The sequence below is a fragment of the Williamsia sterculiae genome (assembly GCF_900156495.1).
GTDB lineage: Bacteria > Actinomycetota > Actinomycetes > Mycobacteriales > Mycobacteriaceae > Williamsia_B > Williamsia_B sterculiae.
Window position 1 is genome coordinate 221,476 of record NZ_FTNT01000007.1, and the last position, 22,229, is coordinate 243,704.

At 68.0% G+C, this 22,229-nt stretch carries 22 protein-coding genes and 1 pseudogene; 11 read left to right on the forward strand and 12 right to left on the reverse strand.

Annotated features, from left to right (window positions below; genetic code table 11):
• The first annotated feature begins 4 nt into the window (after window positions 1-4).
• Window positions 5-142, forward strand: coding sequence for a hypothetical protein (locus BW971_RS21500; RefSeq protein ID WP_159441860.1), 138 nt, complete (start codon window positions 5-7; stop codon window positions 140-142).
• Window positions 143-782: 640 nt separating this feature from the next.
• Window positions 783-1,685: an NADP-dependent oxidoreductase gene (locus BW971_RS13085; protein ID WP_076480199.1), complete on the forward strand. Its 903-nt coding sequence runs from the start codon at window positions 783-785 to the stop codon at window positions 1,683-1,685.
• Window positions 1,686-1,696: 11 nt separating this feature from the next.
• Here BW971_RS13085 and BW971_RS13090 read toward each other — a convergent pair whose 3' ends face one another.
• Window positions 1,697-2,599, reverse strand: a complete 903-nt coding sequence (locus tag BW971_RS13090; protein ID WP_076480201.1) for an alpha/beta hydrolase — start codon at window positions 2,597-2,599, stop codon at window positions 1,697-1,699.
• Between the two features lie 56 nt (window positions 2,600-2,655).
• Here BW971_RS13090 and BW971_RS13095 point away from each other — a divergent pair, with 56 nt between their 5' ends.
• Window positions 2,656-3,117: a MarR family winged helix-turn-helix transcriptional regulator gene (locus BW971_RS13095; RefSeq protein ID WP_076480203.1), complete on the forward strand. Its 462-nt coding sequence runs from the start codon at window positions 2,656-2,658 to the stop codon at window positions 3,115-3,117.
• A gap of 83 nt (window positions 3,118-3,200) precedes the next feature.
• Here the strand turns inward: BW971_RS13095 and glnA are convergent, their stop codons facing one another.
• Window positions 3,201-4,634, reverse strand: coding sequence for a type I glutamate--ammonia ligase (gene glnA, locus BW971_RS13100; protein ID WP_076480205.1), 1,434 nt, complete (start codon window positions 4,632-4,634; stop codon window positions 3,201-3,203).
• 208 nt (window positions 4,635-4,842) lie between these two features.
• Between glnA and BW971_RS13105 the strand changes: the two genes are divergently transcribed.
• Window positions 4,843-5,307, forward strand: a complete 465-nt coding sequence (locus tag BW971_RS13105; RefSeq protein WP_076480207.1) for an RDD family protein — start codon at window positions 4,843-4,845, stop codon at window positions 5,305-5,307.
• Between the two features lie 40 nt (window positions 5,308-5,347).
• Window positions 5,348-5,515 (forward strand): annotated as a pseudogene (locus BW971_RS22270) (hypothetical protein); the annotation flags it as partial.
• Here the strand turns inward: BW971_RS22270 and BW971_RS21705 are convergent.
• The 7 genes from BW971_RS21705 to BW971_RS13140 form a co-directional block, all read right to left on the reverse strand.
• Window positions 5,450-5,587 (reverse strand): hypothetical protein, encoded by a 138-nt coding sequence (locus BW971_RS21705; RefSeq protein WP_200799436.1) that lies wholly within the window; start codon window positions 5,585-5,587, stop codon window positions 5,450-5,452. The pseudogene BW971_RS22270 and the gene BW971_RS21705 overlap by 66 nt on opposite strands.
• A 40-nt stretch (window positions 5,588-5,627) precedes the next feature.
• On the reverse strand, window positions 5,628-6,365 hold the full coding sequence (locus BW971_RS13115) for a DUF4191 domain-containing protein (RefSeq protein ID WP_076480211.1): 738 nt from the start codon (window positions 6,363-6,365) through the stop codon (window positions 5,628-5,630).
• A gap of 72 nt (window positions 6,366-6,437) precedes the next feature.
• Entirely contained in the window at window positions 6,438-7,424 is a 987-nt protein-coding gene (gene lipA, locus BW971_RS13120; protein WP_076480327.1) for a lipoyl synthase, read from the reverse strand.
• A gap of 107 nt (window positions 7,425-7,531) precedes the next feature.
• Window positions 7,532-8,299: a lipoyl(octanoyl) transferase LipB gene (gene lipB / locus BW971_RS13125; RefSeq protein ID WP_076480213.1), complete on the reverse strand. Its 768-nt coding sequence runs from the start codon at window positions 8,297-8,299 to the stop codon at window positions 7,532-7,534.
• Between the two features lie 20 nt (window positions 8,300-8,319).
• Window positions 8,320-9,210, reverse strand: a complete 891-nt coding sequence (locus BW971_RS13130; protein WP_076480215.1) for a TIGR01777 family oxidoreductase — start codon at window positions 9,208-9,210, stop codon at window positions 8,320-8,322.
• 6 nt (window positions 9,211-9,216) lie between these two features.
• Window positions 9,217-11,058: a 2-oxoglutarate dehydrogenase, E2 component, dihydrolipoamide succinyltransferase gene (sucB, locus tag BW971_RS13135; RefSeq protein WP_076480217.1), complete on the reverse strand. Its 1,842-nt coding sequence runs from the start codon at window positions 11,056-11,058 to the stop codon at window positions 9,217-9,219.
• Between the two features lie 216 nt (window positions 11,059-11,274).
• Window positions 11,275-12,861, reverse strand: coding sequence for a leucyl aminopeptidase (locus BW971_RS13140; RefSeq protein WP_076480219.1), 1,587 nt, complete (start codon window positions 12,859-12,861; stop codon window positions 11,275-11,277).
• 75 nt (window positions 12,862-12,936) lie between these two features.
• Here BW971_RS13140 and gcvT point away from each other — a divergent pair, with 75 nt between their 5' ends.
• The 3 genes from gcvT to BW971_RS13155 all read left to right on the forward strand — a co-directional run bounded on the left by gcvT (window position 12,937) and on the right by BW971_RS13155 (window position 15,891).
• On the forward strand, window positions 12,937-14,052 hold the full coding sequence (gene gcvT, locus BW971_RS13145) for a glycine cleavage system aminomethyltransferase GcvT (protein ID WP_076480221.1): 1,116 nt from the start codon (window positions 12,937-12,939) through the stop codon (window positions 14,050-14,052).
• Window positions 14,053-14,115: 63 nt separating this feature from the next.
• A complete protein-coding gene (locus BW971_RS13150) occupies window positions 14,116-15,219 on the forward strand; it encodes a branched-chain amino acid aminotransferase (protein WP_076480329.1) in 1,104 nt (367 codons plus the stop codon).
• Between the two features lie 96 nt (window positions 15,220-15,315).
• On the forward strand, window positions 15,316-15,891 hold the full coding sequence (locus BW971_RS13155; RefSeq protein ID WP_076480223.1) for a mycothiol transferase: 576 nt from the start codon (window positions 15,316-15,318) through the stop codon (window positions 15,889-15,891).
• 8 nt (window positions 15,892-15,899) lie between these two features.
• On the opposite strand, the gene cobS is transcribed toward BW971_RS13155, so the two are convergent.
• Genes cobS through BW971_RS13170 form a run of 3 tightly spaced genes read right to left on the reverse strand, consistent with a single transcriptional unit; the run spans window position 15,900 to window position 19,181 of the window.
• The gene (cobS, locus tag BW971_RS13160; RefSeq protein WP_076480331.1) at window positions 15,900-16,688 is read right to left on the reverse strand and encodes an adenosylcobinamide-GDP ribazoletransferase; all 789 of its coding nucleotides are present in this window, start codon (window positions 16,686-16,688) and stop codon (window positions 15,900-15,902) included.
• Window positions 16,689-16,695: 7 nt separating this feature from the next.
• A complete protein-coding gene (cobT, locus tag BW971_RS13165; protein WP_143690343.1) occupies window positions 16,696-18,483 on the reverse strand; it encodes a nicotinate-nucleotide--dimethylbenzimidazole phosphoribosyltransferase in 1,788 nt (595 codons plus the stop codon).
• Window positions 18,484-18,515: 32 nt separating this feature from the next.
• Window positions 18,516-19,181, reverse strand: coding sequence for a DUF3043 domain-containing protein (locus BW971_RS13170; RefSeq protein ID WP_076480227.1), 666 nt, complete (start codon window positions 19,179-19,181; stop codon window positions 18,516-18,518).
• Between the two features lie 92 nt (window positions 19,182-19,273).
• Between BW971_RS13170 and BW971_RS13175 the strand changes: the two genes are divergently transcribed.
• The 3 genes from BW971_RS13175 (at window position 19,274) to BW971_RS13185 (ending at window position 22,035) form a co-directional block, all read left to right on the forward strand.
• Window positions 19,274-20,335 carry a glycerate kinase family protein gene (locus tag BW971_RS13175; RefSeq protein ID WP_076480229.1) on the forward strand — a complete coding sequence of 354 codons (1,062 nt, stop codon included), beginning with the start codon at window positions 19,274-19,276 and terminating at the stop codon, window positions 20,333-20,335.
• 144 nt (window positions 20,336-20,479) lie between these two features.
• Window positions 20,480-20,851 carry a HesB/IscA family protein gene (locus BW971_RS13180; protein ID WP_076480231.1) on the forward strand — a complete coding sequence of 124 codons (372 nt, stop codon included), beginning with the start codon at window positions 20,480-20,482 and terminating at the stop codon, window positions 20,849-20,851.
• A gap of 212 nt (window positions 20,852-21,063) precedes the next feature.
• Window positions 21,064-22,035: a carbohydrate kinase family protein gene (locus BW971_RS13185; protein ID WP_200799429.1), complete on the forward strand. Its 972-nt coding sequence runs from the start codon at window positions 21,064-21,066 to the stop codon at window positions 22,033-22,035.
• Window positions 22,036-22,229: the final 194 nt, after the last annotated feature.

Genomic DNA, 22,229 nt, shown 5'->3' on the forward strand with positions numbered 1-22,229 from the left:
GTGGGTGGCCGAGGGGGATGAGGTGGAGGTCGTGTTCCCGGCGGTGGCCTTCGGCGAGGTGATGACGTGTGAGCGTCGTATGGTCGCCCAGTGTGTCTCGGAATTGTTGGGCGGTGCGGGCCTGGTCGGATTCCAACGCTAGTTGGTTGCGGTTGGCGGTGGCTCGTGCAGCGATGGTTCGGTCTTGGAACAGGACCGGGTTCGCCCGGAGTGGTCGGCTGGTGCCGCGTTGTTTCCAGCCGATGCGGCCGACCCATTCGAGTGGTCCGGTGTCGGGGGTGATGATCTCGGTGATCCACCCGTGTTCGCGGTGTCGTTGACCTGTGCGTGGTCGGCGTCGCACGCCAAGGCCAACACGGTCACATCGGTGCGGCCACCGTTTTTCCATTCGTGCACGTAACCTCAACACCTCACGCAGGAACCCGTTGCGCCGCAGACCGCGTTTCGCCGGTAACCCACGCTGCAACAGCTGCGTCGTCAAGGCCACTCGTCGGCCTCGAGGCGGTCAAGCGACGCCAATACCGACCGGAGGTCCGGGGGGTGAAGCCGCTCCGAACTTGGCGGTGACTGCGGGGAACGGGTGTTCGATAGTACCGTGAAAGCGGTAGTCGTACAATGATTCAGCTATGAGTGATGGCCTCTCGAACCACCGTGAACGTCATGTGGTCGGATCAGAGGGCCACCACGATGGCGAGCAAAATCGACCGCGGCGCGGGAGCGCCCCAGCGGGGTAGCGTTGCTCGTTGATGTCGCGCTGGATCATCTCGAGAAGTGGTTGGGTCATGAGAGCTGTGCAGTTTCATCGGTTCGGGACGCCCGATGTGCTCGAGGTCGTCGATCTACCGGACCCGCATCCGGGTCCGGGTGAGGTGCGGATCGCCGTACGGGCTGCGGGGATCAACGCGAGCGATTGGAAGAAGCGTCGCGGTGAGATGGATGAAGGGCTACCGCAGACCCTCGGTTACGAGGCGGCCGGGGTGGTGGACGAGCTCGGCGCGGGGGTGACCGACGCCGCGATCGGCGACCGGGTCTTCGGTTTCAGCGCAGGAGGCTGTGCTCAGGCCGAACTCGCCGTGCTGAGTGAGTACGCGCACATTCCCCCGTCACTCGGGTTCGCCGAGGCGGCGACTGTCCCCACGTCGGCGGAAACCGCGGCCAGGGCTTTGGATCAACTGGGTGTCGGTGACGGGGCCACGGTGCTCATCACCGGCGCCTCGGGCAACATCGGCGGAGCCGCAGTGCAATTGGCGGTCGCGCGTGGCGCCCGTGTGATCGGTGCCGGCAGTCCTGCTACACACGATCAGTTGCGTGCGATGGGCTCCGAGCCCGTCACCTACGGTGACGGGATGATCGACCGCGCCCGTGCTCTCGCGCCGGACGGGGTGGACCTGGCCCTGGACATCGCGGGTAACGGCGTTCTGCCGGGACTCATCGAGCTCACCGGAAGTCCGGACAAGGTGGTCACCGTTGCCGACTTTGCCGGTGCCGCTGCGACCGGGGTGCGCTTCAGTCGAGGTGATACCGGTCGGGCACTCTACGCGCTCGGCGCGGTCGCGGATCTCGTCGCGGCGAAACGTTACGTCTTACCCGCAGTGCATTCGTTCCCGTTGTCGCACATCGCCGATGCGCACCGGGCGGGGGAGTCCGGGTCCCTGCGCGGAAAGCTCGTCGTCGCCCCGGACTGACGCAGCCACCGTCAAGCGGACTCAATTGTCAGAGCGTCCCGGATGGCGGCCACGCAGGGGTCGTGCGGGACGGTGGGCAGGCTGTGGTGGGTCGCGGCGGGGATGAGACACACGCGCACCCATGGCAGACGATCAGTGATCGACGCCGACACGCGCTCGCTGTCGTGGACCTTGCTGTTCGCGGCGAGGACGGCCGTCGTGGCGTGGGGGAGTGTGGACAACTGTGCAGTGGATGGTCGTCGAGGCACCACCGGCCGTCGTCGTGGGAAGTGAGCCGGACCGACGGTCATGATGGTCCAGAGGTCGTCGTCGAACTCGACTCCGTCTGTCTCCCAGGACAAGAATCGCTCTTGTCGACTCTCGGTGGGTCTCAACACCACGGGTAGGGATCTGACGAGATACCGCGGGTTCGTCGGTGCGAAGCACGCATTCGGATCCATGAGCACGAGGCGGTCCACCCTGTCATCGCGGCCCACTCTGTCGTCGCGATGCAGTGCGTAGGCCACGGAGAGCATCGCCCCGTATGAGTGCGCGACCACCGACGGCGAGGACAGTCCCGCTGCGTCCAGCAGATGGTCGAACCATTCGATGACATCGTCCATGGTTCTCATGCGCACGTCGTCGGGCACCGAGCGTCCGATGTCGCCGATGAAGTCGAGGGCGAAGACTCGGTGGTCCACACCGAGGTCGCGGGCCACACCCGCCCACGCCATCGACGATGAGCCGAACCCCGGGACGAGCACCACCGGTGGCGCGGTCTCGGGCCCGGTGGCGGTGACACGAGTCGAGCCGAACCGACCGACGACGTCGAGGGTGGTGGTGTCGGAGGGCCACGATGACAGCAGGCCGTCGTATGCGGTGAAGAAGCGCTGTCCCACGGTGGTCGTCGCGAAGGCCGCGATGTGTCCGTTCATACGTGTCCTCAGATTGTTCGATGGTCGAGATACACGATAAGTGAGATACTGCGTTCATGGGTAGCGGAAGCGACGACGACGTGGTCGGCGTCATGGATATGGTTCATCAGCTGCGCGCGATCGCGGTGGAGTTGAACCTGGCCGGACTGCGGTTCGCGAAGGCGCACGGACTGCACGGCACCGACGTCCGTGCGCTGATCGCGCTCCTCGACGCGGAGCGGGCGGGCACCGTCGCCACGCCGACGTGGCTCCGGACCCAACTCGCCCTGACCTCCGCCACGACGACGGCGCTGATCGATCGGATGGAGAGCGCGGGCCACGTGACGAGGGCCCCAGGGGAGCGTGACCGGCGGCAGGTGGTTCTGCGGGTCACCGACGAGGCGCGGCGGCTCGGGTGGGAGTTCTTCGGTCCGGTGATCTCGTCCGCGACCGAATGCCTGACGACCTTCACCGCGGACGAGCAGGCCGTCATCCGTCGATATCAACGCGCGATGCGGACGGCGATCGGAGACGTCTGAGCCCTCGGTATCACCCTCCACCAACAGATCCGCCCGCCCGGCGAGAAGCCGGACGGGCGGATGTTCTGCTGCTGCAGACCCGATCAGCAGTCGTAGTACAGCGCGAACTCGTACGGGTGCGGGCGGATCTGCACCGGCTCGATCTCGTTCTCGCGCTTGAGCTGGATCCAGGTCTCGATGAGATCCTCGGTGAACACGCCACCGGCCGTGAGGTATTCGTGGTCCTCCTCGAGTCGGTTGATGACCGCGGCAAGTGAGGTGGGAGCCTGCGGGATGCTCTTGGCCTCCTCGGGCGGCAGCTCGTAGAGGTCCTTGTCGACCGGCTCGTGCGGCTCGATCTTGTTCTTGATGCCGTCGAGGCCGGCCATCATCATCGCGGCGAACGCGAGGTACGGGTTGCCCGAGCTGTCCGGACAGCGGAACTCGAGGCGCTTGGCCTTCGGGTTGTTGCCGGTGATGGGGATACGGACGCAGGCGCTGCGGTTCCGCTGGCTGTAGACCAGGTTGATCGGGGCCTCGTAACCGGGCACCAGACGCTTGTAGGAGTTCACCGTCGGGTTGGTGAACGCGAGCAGCGACGGCGCATGGTGCAGGATGCCGCCGATGTAGTTGCGGGCCAGATCGCTGAGTCCGGCATATCCGGCCTCGTCGTGGAACAGCGGCTTGCCGTCCTTCCACAGCGACTGGTGGGCGTGCATACCCGAACCGTTGTCACCGAACAGCGGCTTGGGCATGAAGGTGACGGTCTTGCCGTTGGCCCAGGCGGTGTTCTTGATGATGTATTTGAAGAGCAGCACGTCGTCGGCCGCGTGCAGCAGCGTGTTGAACTTGTAGTTGATCTCGGCTTGGCCGCCGGTGCCGACCTCGTGGTGCCCGCGCTCGAGCTCGAAGCCCGCATTCTGCAGGTTGGTCGACATGGTGTCACGCAGATCCACGTAGTGGTCGTACGGGGCCACCGGGAAGTAGCCGCCCTTGGGGCGGACCTTGTAACCCAGGTTGGGCGAACCGTCCGGATCGGTGGGTGACCCGGTGTTCCACCAGCCCGACTCCGACTCGACCTCGTAGAAGGTGCCGTTCATCTCCGAGCCGTAGGCGACCGAGTCGAAGATGTAGAACTCCGCCTCGGCGCCGAAGAAGCAGGTGTCGGCGATGCCGGTGGAGGCGAGGTAGTCCTCAGCCTTGCGCGCGACGTTTCGCGGGTCGCGACTGTAGGCCTCACGGGTGAACGGGTCGTGGACGAAGAAGCTGATGTTCATCGTCTTCGCGTGCCGGAACGGGTCGATGCGGGCGGTCGCCGGGTCCGGCAGCAGCATCATGTCCGACTCGTCGATCGACTGGAAGCCGCGTACAGACGAACCATCGAAGGCGAGACCGTCCTCGAAGACGGACTCGTCGAACGCAGAGGCGGGAATCGAGAAGTGCTGCATGACGCCGGGAAGGTCGCAGAAACGAATGTCGACGTACTCGACACCTTCGCTCTTGATGCCCTCGAGTAGTTCCTCTTGTGTGCTGTACACCGGTGGGTGACTCCAATCTCTGACGGGGCGTACCAGTCTCTCTGGCTGTGCCCGATACGACACAATCCACCCCTTCGACACGGCAGTGGATCCTGCGCCTGACGCTAAGGACGATACGTTGCCCGTGCATGAAGCGGATGTTTCTCCTGCGTTACGCACCACGTCGCGAGCTGTTCAGTGCCCAGACCTGGATCTCTATGATCGAGGAATGGGACGTATGACGGGATCGTGGTTGTCGGGGCCGGAATCGGTGCTGGGCCGCAAGCCCGAGCTGGGGGAATATCGCGGAGACTCCCTCGGGCTGCCCGAGACCGGGCCGGGCTCGTTGGCGGGGAGTTGGCAACGCTGCCTGGGGCTGCTGGTCGACTGGCTGATGTGCGGTGGTGTGTCGTTGCTGTTCGTCCGTTTCACCTCTCCGCACATCTCCACCGTGGTGCTCGCGGTCTGGTTCGTCATCGGTGCGGTCACCGTGGCCTTGTTCTCGTTCACCCCCGGCCAGTTCGTGGTGGGGCTGCGGGTCGTGCGAGTCGACGGCCGGACCTCCATCGGCGTGGTACGCGCCGTCGCCCGTCAGGTCCTCATCGTGTTCATCGTCCCGCCGCTGCTCAACGACGGTGACGGTCGGGGGCTCCACGACCGGGCCACCCAGACGGCGTTGGTGCGCTCCCGCTGAGGAACGAGACGAAGGTCGACCCGTCGGTGCACGAGCAGATATGTGCGCGGGTACTCGCTGCTACCGGTGTGCTGCCACCTCGTCGACGACCTCTCCACAGCCATCGAGACGGCCCGTCTCGACGATCGAGTACCTGGAGTGGTCACGGACGTTCAGCCGCTGGACAGTGGTCGCCGTGCCCTTGCTGCGTGACGTCGACGCCCAGGCGCAGCAACGTTTCATCAACCTGATCGATGTCCTCGTGGATGCCGACGTGCAGACGACGTTCGAGTCGCGCCATTCGTTCTCGCACTTCCTGGAGGCCGCTGCGCGCCGCCCGGTCAGCGACGACGCGCGGCGCGCTGCACGTTGCGCACCTTGGCACCCTGAGGCACCGGTCCCTTGGGCATGCCGGGACCCATACCCTTACCGCCGAGGGCGGCGAGTCGAGACTCCAACGCGTCGATGCGTTTCCCGGTGATGTTGCTGGGCAGTTTGTTGAGGTGGCGCTCCAGCTTGCGCAACGGGACCTGACCCTCCTCGTTGCCCACGATCACCTCGTAGATGGGGGTGTCGCCGACCACCCGGGCCACCTTCTTCTTCTCCTGGCCCAGCAGCGTCCGTACCCGCGCGGGGGAGCCCTCACCGACCAGCACGACGCCCGGCTTGCCGATCACCCGGTGCACCGCGTCGAGGTGCGAGGTGCCGGTGACGGCCTGCTTCACTCGCCAGGACCCGCGCATGTTGTCCAGAGCCCAACCCGCGGCTCCGGGCTGACCCTCGGCCTTGGAGAACACACTGCTCTGTACTCGACGACCGAAGATCAGGAATGCGACGAGAATGCCGAGGACCACGCCCAGGGGGGCGAGAAAGACGACTATCCCGGCCAGCAGGCCGATGACCACGAAGATCGCGATGATGGCCACCAGCGAGCCGATCATCAACGGGAGCAGCCACTTGTCCTGCTTGCGCTGCATCTGGAACGCCTGCCACAACTGGGACCGACGTTCCTTCGAGGCCCTCCTGCGTTCGGCTTTCGCCGTCGCCTTGGCCTCTTTCGATGCTTTCGACTGCGCCATGACTGTCAGGATACTGCCCGACTCACCTGTCGGATCGCATCGGTGGCGACCGACGGCACGCTCGGTGAACGCTCAGCGAGCGGCCAGACGCTCCAGCACGGACGTGGCCTCCTGGGCGGCGCTGCTGTGGTCGCCGAGGTGCGCCATCGACTCCGGCAGCTCACGGCCGTGGTGAGCCATGGCCTGCGCATACAATCGACCGGCTCGGTACGACGACCGCACCAACGGACCGGCCATCACCCCGGCCATCCCCAGGCTCTCCGCGAACTGCGAATGTTCGACGAACTCCTGCGGCTTGACCCATCGATCCACCGGGTGGTGTCGTGGTGACGGGCGCAGGTACTGGGTGATGGTGAGGATGTCGCACCCCGCCTCGTGCAGGTCGACGATCGCCTCGCGCGCCTCATCGTCGGTCTCACCCATTCCCAGGATCAGATTCGACTTGGTCACCAGACCGGCGTCCCGGGCGGCGGTGATCACGTCCAGGCTGCGCTGGTAGCGGAACGCGGGACGGATGCGCTTGAAGATGCGCGGCACCGTCTCGACGTTGTGGGCAAGCACCTCCGGGCGGGACGCGAACACCTCGGCCAACTGAGCTGGGTCCGCGTTGAAGTCGGGGATCAGCAATTCCACGCCGGTGTTCGGGTTCAGCCGCTTGATGGCGTAGACGGTCTCCGCGTACAGCCAGGCACCACCGTCGTCGAGATCGTCGCGAGCCACCCCGGTCACCGTCGAATACCGCAGCCCCATCGCCTGCACGCTCTCGGCCACCCGCCGTGGTTCGTCGCGGTCGAGTTCGGCGGGCTTACCCGTGTCGATCTGGCAGAAATCGCACCGACGGGTGCACTGTTCACCACCGATGAGGAAGGTCGCCTCGCGGTCTTCCCAGCACTCGTAGATGTTGGGGCAGCCGGCCTCTTCGCAGACGGTGTGCAGGCCCTCGCGCTTGACCAGTCCCTTGAGCTCCTTGAACTCGGGCCCCATCGTCGCCCGGGTACGGATCCACTCGGGTTTGCGTTCGATGGGGGTCTGCGCGTTGCGCACCTCCAGTCGCAACAACTTGCGGCCGTTGGGGCCGGCCTGCGGAGCGCTGGTGTGCGGAGCGGCGGTTCGGGAGCCGGAGGTCGTGTCGTCCGACGGGGCGTCGAGGGTCTCTCGCTGCACAGTCACCGGGCCGATCCTACGCTCGCCGGCACACTCCGGATCGAGGTCCGATCCCGGGCTGCGGGGACCTCGGGGGTGGCCAGATCGCTGATCGGTAGGTCGCCGTCCAACGCCGCGACGATCGCATCGGCGGTCAGACCGCGGATCGTGTCCACGCCGATCGGGGAACCCGTCTCCGCGGACAGCGAGGTGACCCCGGCGTCGGGAATGCCACACGGCACGATGGCGGAGAACGCCGTCAACTCGGGGTCGGCGTTGAGCGCGACACCGTGCAGTGCGATGCCGCGGGCCACCCGGATGCCGATGGCACCCACCTTGCGCTGCGGTCTGCCGCTCTCCGGGTCGGCGTCGACCCACACCCCGGATCGGCCATCGACACGGCGGGTCGTCACACCGTGTGCCGCGGCGACGGTCATCATCGCCTGCTCCAGTCTGCGGACGTAGTCGACCACGTCGAACGCCTGGGTGAGCGCGACTATGGGGTAGGCGACCAGCTGTCCGGGGCCGTGCCAGGTGATCTTGCCGCCACGGTCGACGTCGATGACCGGTGAACCGTCGGTGGGGCGGTCGGCCTCGGTGGTGCGCTTACCCGCGGTGTACACGAACGGGTGCTCGAGCAGCAGCACCACGTCGTGGTCGAGGACACCGTCGGCGCGTTCGGCGGCCAATCGGTGCTGCAGGTCGAAGGCCTCTGTGTAGTCGACGCGCCCGAGTTCGCGAACCTCCACCGGAGCGGTGGAACGGCGACAACTGCGCGTGCGGTCAGGCATGCGGGTCCGGATCGTCGGTGTCAGGATTGTTCACGGGCGTACTCCAGGGCCTCCTCGACGTCCTGGTCGAGGAATTCGAAATCGTGATCGGTGAGGACCTTCGGTACAACGTTCTGTCCACCGAGGATCATTTCCTCGGCCAACTCACCGCCGGCCAGCTTCATCAGGGGTCCGGGAACGACGAACGGGGTGGGTCGGTGCGCGACGCGCCCGAAAGCCTTGGTGAACTCCGCGTTGGTCACCGCCCGTGGACCGCACATGTTCACCGGGCCGACCACCGACTCGGTCGCGATGAGGAAGTCGATGGCGCGGACCATGTCGCGCAGGCTGATCCACGGAAAATACTGTTTGCCGTCACCGAGACGGCCGCCGAGGCCCAGTGTGAAGAGCGGTCGCAGCTTGCCCAGCAACCCGCCGGAGGGCGAGAGCACCGGTGCGGTACGCAGCAGTACGACACGGGCGTCGTCGGCCGCGGTGAGCGCGGTCTGCTCCCAGTCCTTGGCGAGGTCGGCCAGGAAGCCTCCACCCGCAGGCGACGACTCGACGACCTGCCGACTGCCGGTGTCGCCGTAGTAACCGGTGGCGCTCCCGCTGACGAGCAGGGGGATGCCCAGTGCCCGCACCTGTTCGACGAGGACCTCGGTGGGCACCATCCTGCTGTCCCGCAGCACCTGCTTGTAATGCCCCGTCCACCGGTGGTCGCCGACACCGGCACCACACAGGTTGACCACCGCCTCGACGCCGTCGAGGCTGCCCGGGGCGACACCGAACTCCTCCGGCTGCCAACCGATCTCGTCGTCGGTCAACGGTTCGCGACGGACCAGTCGGACCACGTCGTGACCGGATTCGCGTAACGCCGGAACCAGTGCGCTCCCGATGAGCCCACTGGATCCGGCGACTGCTATACGCACCGCGCGCTACAGACCGAGGTCACCCTCGAACGCCGCCTGTTCCAGACGGTGTTTCACGGTGGTGAGGAACCGGCCGGCATCGGCACCGTCGATGAGTCGATGGTCGTAGGTCAACGGCAGGAACGACATCGAGCGCACCGCGATCGACTCCGAACCATCGTCGGAGGTGATGACCACCGGACGCTTGACGATCGCTCCGGTACCCAGCATCGCCGCCTGCGGCGGGATCAGGATCGGGGTGTCGAACAGAGCTCCCTGGCTGCCGATGTTGGTGATGGTGAAGGTACCGCCTGCCAACTCGTCCGGCTTGAGCTTGTTGTCCCGGGCCCGCGCCGCGATGTCGGAGATGGCCCGAGCCAGTCCGGCGATCGACAGGTTGTCGGCGTTGTGGATCACCGGTGACAGCAGGCCCTGCTCGGTGTCGACGGCGATGCCGAGGTGGACCTCACCGTGGTATGTGATCTCCTTGGCGTCCTCGTCGATACTGGCGTTGACGTTCGGGTGCGCCTTGAGCGCCTCGACCACGGCCTTGGCGATGAACGGCAGGAAGGTGAGATTCACTCCCTCGGCGGCCTTGAACTTCTCCTTGGCCGACTTGCGCAGGTTGACGATCCGGGTCATGTCGACCTCGAAGACCTGGGTGAGCTGAGCGCTGGTCTGCAGCGATTCGCGGGTCTTCTTGGCGGTGATGAGCCGGATGCGGTTGACCTTCTGGGTGGTCCCGCGCAGCTGCGCCAGCTCGGGTCGGACACCGGCGGTGCTGGGCTGTGAGGCACTCGCGGCGGCCGGTTCGGATGCGGCCGGCTTCTCCGTCTTCGGTTCGGCCGCGGGGGCCTTGGCGGCCTCGGCCGCTGCCAACACATCCTGTTTGCGGATACGGCCACCGACGCCGGAACCCTTGACCGTGTTCAGGTCGACGTCGTTCTCGGCGGCGAGCTTACGGACCAGCGGGGTGACGTACGGGGTGGCTCCGTCCGCGCCTCCATCACCGTCTGCGGAGCCGGCCTTGGCCGGTTCCGGCTTCTCGTCCGACCCGGCTTTCTTCTCCGGCTTCTTCTGGGGCTCCGGCTCGCGGGTCTCCTGAACCGGTTCGGAGTCCTTCTCGTCGGACTCCTGCTCCGCCGTGTCCTTCTCCTCGGGCTCCGGCGCGGGTTCCTTCTCGGGCTCGGGGGAGGCGTCCTCCGACTTCGGCGCGGCGTCGGCCGAACCGATCACGGCGAGCTTGCCGCCGACCTCGACCACGTCGTCCTCCTGGGCGACGATCTCGAGCAGGGTGCCCGCGACCGGCGAGGGGATCTCGGTGTCGACCTTGTCGGTGGACACCTCCAACAACGGCTCGTCCGCGGCGACCTCGTCGCCGACGGCCTTCAGCCAGTTGGTCACGGTGCCCTCGGTGACCGATTCGCCGAGTTCCGGCATCGTCACGTCGGTACCCTCACCCGATCCGGAAGACGCTCCCGCGGTGGGCTTCTCGGCAGGTTCACTCTCGTCGGAGGAGGGTTCGGAGGCCTCGTCGGCCGGTGCCTTCTCGTCAGTCGACTCGGGCTCCGGTTCGGGCTCGGAATCGCCTTCGTCGGACCCACCGTCATCGCTGTCGGAGTCGGCCTCGTCGGCGTCGCCGATCACGGCGAGTTCGCCACCGACCTCGACCACGTCGTCCTCCTGGGCGACGATCTTGGTCAGGGTGCCCGACGTGGGGGAGGGGATCTCGGTGTCGACCTTGTCGGTCGACACCTCCAACAACGGCTCGTCCTCCTCGACGGTGTCTCCCTCCTGCTTGAGCCACCGGGTGACTGTTCCCTCGGTGACACTCTCACCCAGGGCGGGCATCTGGACGGAGAAGGCCATGTCTGTCGACTCCTCGACTCGAGATCGGTGTTCGGTCAGCGCTGCGGCTCAACGGCGATCGGTTCGATCGTGATCGCCGCTGCCCGCGAGCAGGTTCGTCGCAAGGCGTGAGGTGTTATCCGCTCGCCCCGAGAGCCACGTTCCGAACCCTACCCGCAGCGCGCACCCCGGACCCGATGTTGCGTCTGGAACCGGGGTGCACGCGGCGAATCGGGTTCAACCGTTCGCGGCGATGTCCTCGATCACGGCGATGATGGTGCGTACCGGGACTCCCGTGCCCCCCTTGGGGGTGTAGCCCCAGGGGCCGCCCGTGTTGAAGGCGGGACCGGCGACGTCGATGTGTGCCCACTGCACACCCTCGGCCACGAACTCGCGCAGGAAGATGGCGGCCACCAACATCCCGCCCCAGCGGGCGTTGGTGACGTTGGCCAGATCAGCCACCCGCGAGGAGAGGTCCTTGCGCAACTCCGACGGCAGCGGCATCGGCCAGGCGTTCTCCCCGATGCGTTGCGACACCGCGGCCACCCGGTCGCGGAACGGTTCGGTGCCCATCACGCCGGGGGTGCGCTGCCCGAGGGCGACCAGCTGTGCGCCGGTCAGGGTGGCGGTGTCGATGAGGTAGTCGGGTTCGTCCTCGCAGGCACGGACGATCGCGTCGGCGAGGATGAGCCGACCCTCGGCGTCGGTGTTGAGCACCTCGACGGTGGTGCCGCCGTACTGCGTCAGGACGTCACCGGGACGCTGCGCGGTGTCCGAGGGCATGTTCTCGGCCATCGGGACGGTCGCGGTGACGTTCACCCCGAGCTGCAGGCGGGCAGCAAGCACCGTGGCCGCGATGACCGCGGCCGCACCGCCCATGTCGGAGGTCATGTTCTCCATGTTGGCCGCCGGTTTGATGGAGATCCCGCCGGTGTCGAAGGTGATGCCCTTGCCGACCAGGGCCACCGACGGGATGTCGGTGCCACTGGGATCAACGGGGCCACCGGAGTAACTCAGCCGGACCAACCGGGGCGGTCGCGAGGACCCTTGGCCGACCCCGACGATGCCGCCGTATCCGCCGTCGCGCAGCGCCGCGTCGTCGAGCACCTCGACCTGGACGCCGGACCGTTCGGCCAGTTCCGCGGCGCGGCCGGCGAACTCGGCGGGCGACAGCACGTTCGGTGGGGTGTTGACGAAGTCGCGTGCTACGGCGACCGCGGTGGCCACGTGCGTCGCGTGGTCGACGGTGGCGCGGGCGTCGTCGTCGACCGACTCCACCAGCAGGGTCACCGACTCGACGGGGCCGTCCTTGGCGCGTGACCTGGCCGACCGGAAGTCCTCGAACCGGTACGCGCCGAGGAAGAACCCCTCGGCGGCCGCGGACAGGTCGAGCGACGACAGGGTGGTCACGGCGGTGGTCACCCCGTTCAGGTCGCGCCCCGCGATCCCCGCCGCCTGCCGGACCAGCTCGATCCCCTCGGCATCGAGGTTCCCGTCGTCGTCCCTGGTGACCGCCGACACGCCACCGAGACCCACGCCGAACACCGACGCCACCGACAACGACGGTGGCGCCACCACGCGGGCGGTCTGGCCGAACGAACCGTTCGCGCCGACGTCCGCCAGCGCGTCCCTGATCCCGGCGGCCTCGGCCTCGGTGAGCACGCCCGGCACGGTCACCAGCGTCGGTGCGGGGTCGTTGGTGTCGTCGGACGACAACAGTCCCACGACCAGGACCCCCTCCCGGGTCGCCGAATCGGCGTCGGGCAGTTCGCTGTCGAGAACGAGTCGGGGTCCGAGCCGGCGGTCGTCGGCGGATGTGGTCACGGTGTGCGCCTCCTGGGTGCGATGTCAGCGTATGGGTGTGCTCCGGTGATCGTAGTTCGCGATAGGTTGGGCGCCATGACCGACGATCTGCTCGATGGACCGATCACCGCACGTCACGAGGCGCTGGGTGCCACCTTCGCCGCCTTCGGCGGCTGGAACATGCCGGTGTCCTACAGCGGGACGGTGGCCGAGCACGCCGCGGTCCGTGAGCGGGTGGGCATCTTCGACGTGAGTCATCTGGGCAAGGCGACCGTGCGGGGTGCGGGAGCAGCGGCCTTCGTGAACTCGTGTCTGGCCAACGACCTGGCCAAGATCGAATCGGGGAAGGCGCAGTACACGCTGTGCTGCAACGATTCCGGTGGCGTCGTCGACGACCTCATCGCCTATCTCGTCTCCGATTCCGAGGTGTTCCTCATCCCCAACGCGGCCAACACCGCGGCGGTGGTCGCCGCGCTGCGCGCGGCCGCGCCCGAGGGGATCGAGGTCGTCGACCAGCACCGCGACTTCGGCGTGCTGGCCGTCCAGGGGCCGCTGTCGGCAGATGTGTTGACCGCAGTGGGACTGCCGACCGACCTGGGCTACATGTCGTATGTGGACACCGAGATCGACCTGGACGGGGTCACCCGACCGCTGCGCCTGTGCCGGACCGGGTACACCGGCGAACGCGGATTCGAGCTGGTGCCGCGCTGGGAGGACAGCGCCGCGGTGTTCGACGCACTGTTGCGGGCCGTCACCGAGCGCGACGGTCTGCCCGCGGGTCTCGGCGCCCGCGACACGCTGCGCACCGAGATGGGGTACCCGCTGCACGGCCACGAACTGACCCCGGAGATCTCGCCGGTGCAGGCCCGCAGCGGATGGGCGGTGGGTTGGGACAAGCCTGCCTTTTTCGGACACGACGCCCTCGTACAGGAGAAGGCGGAGGGTCCGCGGCGCCGGTTGTACGGGCTGTTGGCCACCGGACGTGGAGTGTTGCGCGCCGACTGCGTCGTCCGGATGGAACCCGACGGACCGGAGATCGGCGTCTGCACCTCCGGGACCTTCTCGCCCACTCTCAAACAGGGCATCGCGCTGGCTCTCATCGACACCGAGTCGGGAGTCCGCAAGGGTGATCGGGTCATCGTCGACGTCCGCGGACGGGCCATCGAATGCGACGTGGTGATCCCGCCGTTCGTGCCGTCGCACACCGCCTGACCCGCGAGTGCGGTGCGGGGACTCGCGCACCGCGGCGAGCATCCCGACAGTAGGATCGGTGTCATGACCGTGCAGTTCACCCGTACCGAGCACCCGGATCCCGTGTGGGAGAGCCGCCGCGAGGAGATCCTCGCGAATCCCGGTTTCGGCAGGTACTTCACCGACCACATGGTCTCCATCGCCTACGATCGCGGTCGCGGATGGCACGACCCCCAGGTGGTGCCCTACGGGCCGATCTCCCTGGACCCGTCGGCGATGGTCTTGCACTACGCGCAGGAGATCTTCGAGGGGCTCAAGGCCTATCGGCAGAGCGACGGCTCCATCGCCAGCTTCCGTCCGGAGGCCAACGCGGCGCGTCTGCAACGATCCGCCGAACGCCTGGCCATGCCCGAACTGCCCACCGAGTTGTTCCTCGAGTCGCTGCGGGCCCTGCTCGAGGCCGACCACCTCTGGGTGCCCGCGGCGGGAGGTGAGGAGGCCCTCTACCTCCGCCCGTTCATGTTCGCCGACGAGGCCGGCCTCGGCGTGCGTCCCGCCGACCAGTACCGCTACCTGCTGATCGCCTCACCTGCGGGCGCCTATTTCACGCACGGCATCACACCGGTCAGCGTGTGGTTGTCCACCGAGTTCGTGCGGGCCGCCCCGGGCGGCACCGGTGCGGCCAAGTTCGGCGGCAACTACGCGGCGTCGTTGTTGGCGCAGGCGCAGGCCGCCGAACACGGTTGCGATCAGGTCGTCTGGCTCGACGCCATCGAACGCCGCTTCATCGAGGAGATGGGCGGGATGAACCTGTTCTTCGTCTTCGGTTCCGGTGCCGACGCCCGGCTGGTGACACCCGAGCTGTCGGGGTCGTTGCTGCCCGGCATCACCCGCGAGTCGCTGTTGCAGCTGTCCACCGATGCGGGGATCCCGGTGGAGGAGCGCCGTATCGGGGTCGAGGAACTGCGCAAGGGGGTCGCGTCCGGTGACATCACCGAGGTGTTCGCCTGCGGCACCGCGGCGGTGATCACCCCCGTGGGACACGTGAAGGGCGATGTCGACGATTACACGATCGGGAACGGTGCGGCGGGTGAGGTGACCACCGCGTTGCGGGACACCCTCACCGGCATCCAGCGCGGCACGTTCGCGGACACCCACGGTTGGATGACCGAGCTCTACCGCCCCTGATCTGGACGTGTGCGTCGCGCGGGGCGATTGCGGACCGTCACTGACCGCAATCGGTGCGAGGGTTGTCTCACCAGCCGACGAGATCAGGAGCACACCATGGGATTCCTCGCCCCGACAGTCACCGACGAGAAGGACGCGTTGAGCAGCTTCCTCGTCCAACAGTGCCGTCAGTTGCGCAGCTCGGCGCACGGGCTCACCGAACAGCAGGCGCGGGAGACCAGTACCGTCAGCGCCCTGTCGATTCTCGGGTTGCTGACCCACGTCGCGCAGTGCGTGGAGAACTGGCTCGGGACCGTCGAGGACGCTCCCTCCGTCCGTACTCGTGAGGCCGTCGAGGCCCGGACCCGCGACATGGGATTACCCCTCGCGTCGTACTCGGGAGCCGAGCTACCGGACATCACCCTCGACGATGTGCGCACCGTGTTCGACACGCTCGTCGACTCGATCCCCGCTCGGGTCGCCGGATACGACCTCGACGCCCGGGTGCCCGTGCCCGACGCCCCGTGGTTTCCCGACGACCTCGATTCCTGGAACGTGCGCTGGGTACTCGGTCACCTCATCGCCGAGGTGGCCCGGCACGCGGGGCAGGCCGACATCATCCGCGAGAGCATCGACGGAGCGATCTCCTATGCCCTGAATGCCCAGGTGGATGGCGAGGAGTGGACCGGGTAGCCGAGAAGTCAGGTCAGGAGGCCGAGCAGCGACAGCGCGAAGCCGAGCTCGATCACCGCGCCACACACGTCGCCGTTGAGGCCACCCATCCGCCGGGCGCAGTGTCGAGTGAACATCACGGTGAAGACGCCGATCACGACGACGGTGATCCCTGCTCGGATCGCGACCGTGACGTCGAGGCGGCCGGGATCGGTGGTCATCCCGGCGAGCGTCGTCGCCACGATGACCGTGATCACCGACCAGACGATCGCCGACATGCGCTGCGTGCCGACGACCAGTGACCCGAACCCGTCCGGCCGGGACGGGCGCATGGTCGATCGGCAGGCCACCACCGCGGCCACCCGCCCGACGGCCACCGCCAGGGCGAGTTCCACCCACCGTCGGTGGTCGGCGAGTGACGCGACACCGATCACCTGCACGAGCACCACCAGAACGAGGGTCATGACGCCGAACGGACCCGCCGAACCCGACCTCATCACCTCGGACACCCGTTCCGGCGGGCCGTAGCAGCCCAGCCCGTCAGCGGTGTCGGCGAGACCGTCGACGTGCATGCCTCTGGTCAGCAGAGCGACGAGCGCCACGACGGTCGTCCCGATCAATGCGGCGGGCAGCGCGGTCATCGTGAGCAACCAGGCAACCGCCGAGGTCACGGCGCCGAGGGCGACGCCGACGAGGGGCGCGGCGGCCAGCACCGCACCGCCCAGCCGTCGGTCGACGGGGCCATCGGTGATCCGCCGCGGCACAGGCAGGACGGTCAACCACGACAACGCCACCGCGACCGCGCGCACCGGCGAGATCACGGGTTCAGTGCGAGGCGGTGGTGGCGTCGGCCGCGGTCACTCCGGCTGTGCTCACCCCGGCACCGTCGAAGGTGGCCATCCGGCTCAGCGCGGCCACCGCGGACTGCACGATCGGCAATGCGGTCAACGCGCCGCTGCCCTCCCCGAGCCGCATGGACAGCTCGAGCACCGGGGTGAGGTCGAGCCGGTCGAGCGCGATGCGGTGCGCGGGTTCCGCGGACAGGTGCCCGGCCAGCCACCAGTCGCGTGCGCCCGGTGCGAGGGCGTCGGCCACCAGCGCGGCGGCGCCGACCACCACGCCGTCGAGGATCACCGGGGTCGCGCGGGCGGCGGCCTGGGCCAGGAACCCGGCCATCGCGGCGATGTCGGCACCGGCCACCGTCTGCAGCAGTCGCTGCGGGTCGCCGACATGCGGTCGGGCGCGGCGCATGCCGTCGCGGATTGCGGCGGTCTTGCGGATCCAGGTGGCGTCGTCGATCCCGGTACCGCGGCCGACCACCACCACCGGCTCGTTGTCGGTGATGGTGCCGATCAGCACCGCGGCCGGGGTGGTGTTCCCGATGCCCATGTCACCGGCGATGAGCAGGTCGACCCCGGAATCGATGAGGTCGTCGGCGATGTCCCGGCCGGCGGTCACAGCCCTGGCCGTCTCGTCGGCGCTCAACGCATCCTCGGTCCGCAGGTCACCGGAGCTGTGGCGGACCTTGAACCGTCGCACAGCCTCTGGGGTCTCGGCGTCGACGCCGAGATCTTCGACCCGGACCGTCGCGCCGGTTTGTTCGGCGAACACGTTCACCGCGGCCCCACCGGCGACGATGTTCGCGACCATCTGCGCCGTCACCTCGGGTGGATAGGCGGACACGCCGCGTCGCGCGACCCCGTGGTCACCGGCGAACACCACCACGGTCGGTGCGGTGAACGGTGCGGGTGGGTCGGTGCGTTGGCACGACGCCGCCCAGACACTGATCTCCTCGAGACGGCCCAGTGACCCGGCCGGTTTGGTCAACCGGGTCTGCCGATCGCGGGCGGCGTCGGCGTGTTCGCGGCTCGGCGGGGTGACCGGACCGAACGTCGGGACCACCGAGGCGGCGCCCGCAGGCTCGTCGCCGTACACGATGGGCTCTGCGCCGATCCGATGGCCGTTGCTCGCGACGGTCTGCTCGTCGGTCCCGCTCGTCGCTGTCGACGACTGCGGGGGAGACGCCTCGACGGGGGAGACGGCTGACGCGTGGACGACGTCCGGCGCGCGGTGCGGCGTCGGTGCACCGTTGTCGCTCATCTCCAGCACGCGGCCGGCGACCAGTAAGACCACGCGGTCGCAGACCGCCGCAACGGCGGAGTTCAGTTCCCCCAGCAGGTCCTGGTATCGGCGCCCGACGGGGGTCGGGGCGACCAGGCCGAGTCCGACCTCGGAACTCACCAGCACGAGATCACCGCTGACCCCGCTGACGGCTGCGCATAGGTCGTCGAACTGCGGTCGCAGGTCGAGGTGCTCGGTCTCCCACCCGCCGGTGCTGTCGAGATGCCCGGTCAGCCACCCGCCGAGGTCGTCGAGCAGGGTGGGCGACCCGGGGTGTGCTCGGAGTTCGGCGGCCGGGTCCGTGGTCTCCACCGTGACCCACCCCGATGGTCGGCGCTCGCGGTGGGTGGTGATCCGCGACGTCCAGTCAGGGTCACCGGTCTGCGGTGCGGTGGCGGTCGCCAGGTATCGGACCGGCCCGTCGGACGCGACGAGACTTTCGGCGTACGCGGATTTGCCCGAACGGATACCGCCGAGGACCAGGGTGCGCATCGGTGTCAGTGGCTCGCTGTCGGCAGACGCCGTCAGACCGCGTCGCCGGGGGAGGCCTGCGGACGGGGTGCCCGCATCCGACGCATCTGCATGGCACGGCTGAACGAGTACCAGCCCAGCGACAACCCACCGTCGGTGCTGTCGGGGAATCGTTCGCGAACCCGCTTGCTCACCAGCCGGCCCAGGATGACGCCGTCGACGGCCAGGAAGATCACGAAGGCCAACATGACGAAGGTGCTGTACGCCGCGATCGAGGGCACGAACATGACGATGATCAGCACCACCGCGAACGGCATGAACAAGCCTGCGAGGTTACGTCGGGAGTCGACGATGTCGCGGACATACCGTCGTACCGGACCCTTGTCTCGCGGCATGAGGTACTTCTCGTCGCCGGCCATCATCTTCTCGCGCTGCTCGGTACGCGCCTGACGTCGTTCCTCGGCACTGAGCTTGCGCTCGGCCGGGGTCTGCGATGCCTTGATCTCCTTCTTGCGGGCGCGTGCCTCACCGCGCGTCTGCGGTGCCGGGGCGACCGGGCCGCGGCGGCGACCCTCCGCCTCCCGTCGCGACGGGGTGGGACGCCCTTTGCCCTCGGTGTGACCGCCGCGCTTGTTCAGCACGTCGACCGTCGAGTCGGTGGTCGGGACGGCCGCGGCGGTGTCGCCGTCGGCGTCTTCCTTCTTCCAGGGCACCTTCACCCCACCAGGATATTGGGTCCCGCGCCGTTGGCCACCCCCGGCCGGGCACCAACCGGCGCGACGTGCGCCGGCGGGGTCCATATACTCGCGCCATGCGGGCCGTGATCGCCCCCGACTCCTTCGGGGACACCTTGACGTCGGTCCAGGCCGCGGAGGCCATCGCCGCAGGTTGGCGTGGTCGTCGACCGGACGACGAGTTGATCCTCATCCCGCAGTCCGACGGCGGACCCGGGTTCGTCGACGTGCTCGCCGAGCGGTTCGGCGAGGTACGCACCGAGACTGTCGACGGTCCGCTCGGCGACCCTGTGTCCGCGCGATGGTTGTTCGATGCGGGTCGCGACGACAGTGCCACCGCCTACATCGAATGTGCGCAGGCGTGCGGATTGCATCAGCTCGGGGGACCACCGACGCCGTCGACGGCCCTGCGCGCCGACACCCGCGGCGTCGGTCGGCTCGTCGACGCGGCGCTGCGCAGCGGAGCCGGTTCGGTGGTGGTCGGACTCGGCGGCAGCGGCACCACGGATGGTGGCCGGGGGCTGATCGACGCACTCGGCGGTCTCGTGGTCGCGACCGAGCGGTTGCGCGGCATTCGACTGATCGCCGCGTCGGATGTGGAGAACCCGCTGCTCGGGCCGGAGGGAGCAGCCGCGGTGTTCGGCCCGCAGAAGGGTGCGGACCCCGCGGCGGTGGCCGAGCTGGAGCGGCGGCTGACGGCGTGGTCGGGAGAGCTCGCGGCGGTTGCCGGACGCGATGTGGCGGGCGACCCCGGGGCCGGGGCGGCGGGCGGTCTCGGTGCCGCGTTGCTGGCGTTGGGCGGTCGGCGGGTGTCCGGGGCCACCGTGGTCGCCGACGCGACCGGGCAGCAGGCGGCCATCGCCGGCGCTGACCTGCTCGTCACCGGTGAGGGCAGATTCGACAGCCAGACCCTGCGAGGCAAGGTCGTCGCATCGTTGACCGACACCGCCCGTCGCCACGGGGTCCCGGTGATCGTGATGGCCGGGCAGGTCACCCTCGACCCCGGGACCATTCGATCGGCCGGTATCGCCGCGGCGTATTCGCTGGTCGAGGCAGCGGGATCGGTGGAACGCGCGATGTCGGACGCCCGCGGCCAACTCATCGCCGTGGCGGCGGTGGCTGCGGAACGGTCCGACTGACCCGACGATCGAGGACCGGGTCGTGTGCCACTGCAGCGGGAATATCGACGTTGGGGGTACCGTTGATGCGGACGGCGACACGTGGGTGCGCTCCGCAGTGGCAGCCACACATCCGTGTTCTCTCAGCAATTCCGAGGAGATTCCATGACCGTGCAGAACGAGACCGTGAACGAGAGCGGCACCGCCCTGAGCTCCGGAGTGGTGCTCAGCGATGCGGCCGCGAGCAAGGCCAAGGCGCTGCTCGACCAGGAGGGTCGCGACGACCTGTCCCTGCGTATCGCGGTCCAGCCGGGCGGCTGTGCCGGACTGCGGTACCAGCTCTTCTTCGACGACCGGAACCTCGATGGCGACGTCATCTCGGACTTCGGTGGTGTGAAGTTGGCCGTCGATCGGATGAGTGCCCCGTACGTGCAGGGAGCGACCATCGACTTCGTCGACACCATCGAGAAGCAGGGTTTCACCATCGACAACCCGAACGCGACCGGGAGCTGCGCCTGCGGCGACTCGTTCAACTGAGTCCCGTGCGCCGCGCGGCGCACACGCATCATGACTGTGGGGTCACACCGCAAGGTGTGACCCCACAGTCGTTTCCGGCCCGTCGGCCCGTTCTGGGGTGGCCGGTCGGTGAACGGCAACCGACACCTCACGTCTGACGGGACGTACGTGGCGCGGTACCGTCGCACCGAGGCGGCCGTTCTGGGCCGCACCGAAGAAGGTGACTCACACTCGTGGCCATTGCCATCTGCGGCTCGATCGCAACCGACCATCTGATGCGATTCCAGGGCAAGTTCTCCGAACAACTGCTCGCCGAGCACCTCGAACACATCTCGCTGAGTTTCTTGGTGGAGGAACTGATCGTCCGGCGCGGTGGGGTGGCGGGCAACATCTCCTACGCCATGGGTGCACTCGGTGGCAGCCCGATCCTCGTCGGTGCGGTCGGCAGCGACTTCGACGACTACCGACGATTCTTGGAGAGCAACGGGGTGGACTGCCGGGGGGTGCGGGTCTCGCAGACCGCGCACACCGCCCGCTTCATGTGCACCACCGACGACGAGATGGCGCAGCTGGCCAGCTTCTACACCGGTGCGATGGCCGAGGCCCGTGACATCTCCCTCGCCGAACTCATCGAGACGGTCGGTCGCCCCGAACTGGTGCTCATCGGTGCCGACGATCCGGACGCGATGATCGTGCACAGCCGGGAGTGCCGTGAACTGGGTATCCCGTTCGCCGCCGACCCGTCACAGCAACTCGCCCGCCTCAACGGTGAACAGGTCCGGGAACTGATCGACGGTGCGAACTTCCTCTTCACCAACGAATACGAGTGGGGGTTGCTGCGCCAGAAGTCCGGACTGTCGGCAGATCAGGTCGCCGACATGGTCGACGTCCGAGTGACCACCCTGGCCGGAGCGGGTGCGGAGATCGTCGGCAAGGACGGCAACCGCATCCACGTGCCGGTGGTCCCGGAGACCGAGAAAGTCGACCCCACCGGGGTGGGTGACGCCTTCCGCGCCGGATTCCTGGTGGCCAATGCCGCCGGGCTCGGTTTCGAGCGGGCCGCGCAGCTCGGCTCGATGATCGCGGTGCTGGTGCTTGAGACCACCGCGCCACAGGACTGGACCTGGGACCGCGAGTCCGCGCTGAGCCGGATCGCCGGTGCCTACGGCGACGAGGCGGCCACCGAGATCGGCGCCGTGGTCTGACGAGTTGGCGGCTCGCCGGCGGGTTCGGCACCGCTCGACTCGACAACTGCGGGGAGATCGGGTTTCCCGCAGAATTGGTGATCTCCTGACGATGCATCAGGGCGGGTTCTATCGGTCGTAGCAACGCTGACTGATAGGGAGTGTGGCGTTGCCGAAGTTGTTTGCCGACGAGGTGCGTGACGAGTTTTTCGCGT

What these genes read in the sequence shown, in the direction of transcription:
- lipB (WP_076480213.1), bottom strand. Translation starts at nt 8,299, where the DNA reads ATGCCTGACCGCACGCGCAGTTGTCGCCGTTCCACCGCTCCGGTGGAG.
- BW971_RS13105 (WP_076480207.1), top strand. Translation starts at nt 4,843, where the DNA reads ATGGGACGTATGACGGGATCGTGGTTGTCGGGGCCGGAATCGGTGCTG.
- BW971_RS13150 (WP_076480329.1), top strand. Translation starts at nt 14,116, where the DNA reads ATGACCGTGCAGTTCACCCGTACCGAGCACCCGGATCCCGTGTGGGAG.
- BW971_RS13155 (WP_076480223.1), top strand. Translation starts at nt 15,316, where the DNA reads ATGGGATTCCTCGCCCCGACAGTCACCGACGAGAAGGACGCGTTGAGC.
- sucB (WP_076480217.1), bottom strand. Translation starts at nt 11,058, where the DNA reads ATGGCCTTCTCCGTCCAGATGCCCGCCCTGGGTGAGAGTGTCACCGAG.
- BW971_RS13090 (WP_076480201.1), bottom strand. Translation starts at nt 2,599, where the DNA reads ATGAACGGACACATCGCGGCCTTCGCGACGACCACCGTGGGACAGCGC.
- BW971_RS13115 (WP_076480211.1), bottom strand. Translation starts at nt 6,365, where the DNA reads ATGGCGCAGTCGAAAGCATCGAAAGAGGCCAAGGCGACGGCGAAAGCC.
- BW971_RS21705 (WP_200799436.1), bottom strand. Translation starts at nt 5,587, where the DNA reads ATGGCGCGACTCGAACGTCGTCTGCACGTCGGCATCCACGAGGACATC.
- BW971_RS13175 (WP_076480229.1), top strand. Translation starts at nt 19,274, where the DNA reads ATGCGGGCCGTGATCGCCCCCGACTCCTTCGGGGACACCTTGACGTCG.
- BW971_RS13180 (WP_076480231.1), top strand. Translation starts at nt 20,480, where the DNA reads ATGACCGTGCAGAACGAGACCGTGAACGAGAGCGGCACCGCCCTGAGC.
- BW971_RS13095 (WP_076480203.1), top strand. Translation starts at nt 2,656, where the DNA reads ATGGGTAGCGGAAGCGACGACGACGTGGTCGGCGTCATGGATATGGTT.
- cobT (WP_143690343.1), bottom strand. Translation starts at nt 18,483, where the DNA reads ATGCGCACCCTGGTCCTCGGCGGTATCCGTTCGGGCAAATCCGCGTAC.
- BW971_RS13085 (WP_076480199.1), top strand. Translation starts at nt 783, where the DNA reads ATGAGAGCTGTGCAGTTTCATCGGTTCGGGACGCCCGATGTGCTCGAG.
- gcvT (WP_076480221.1), top strand. Translation starts at nt 12,937, where the DNA reads ATGACCGACGATCTGCTCGATGGACCGATCACCGCACGTCACGAGGCG.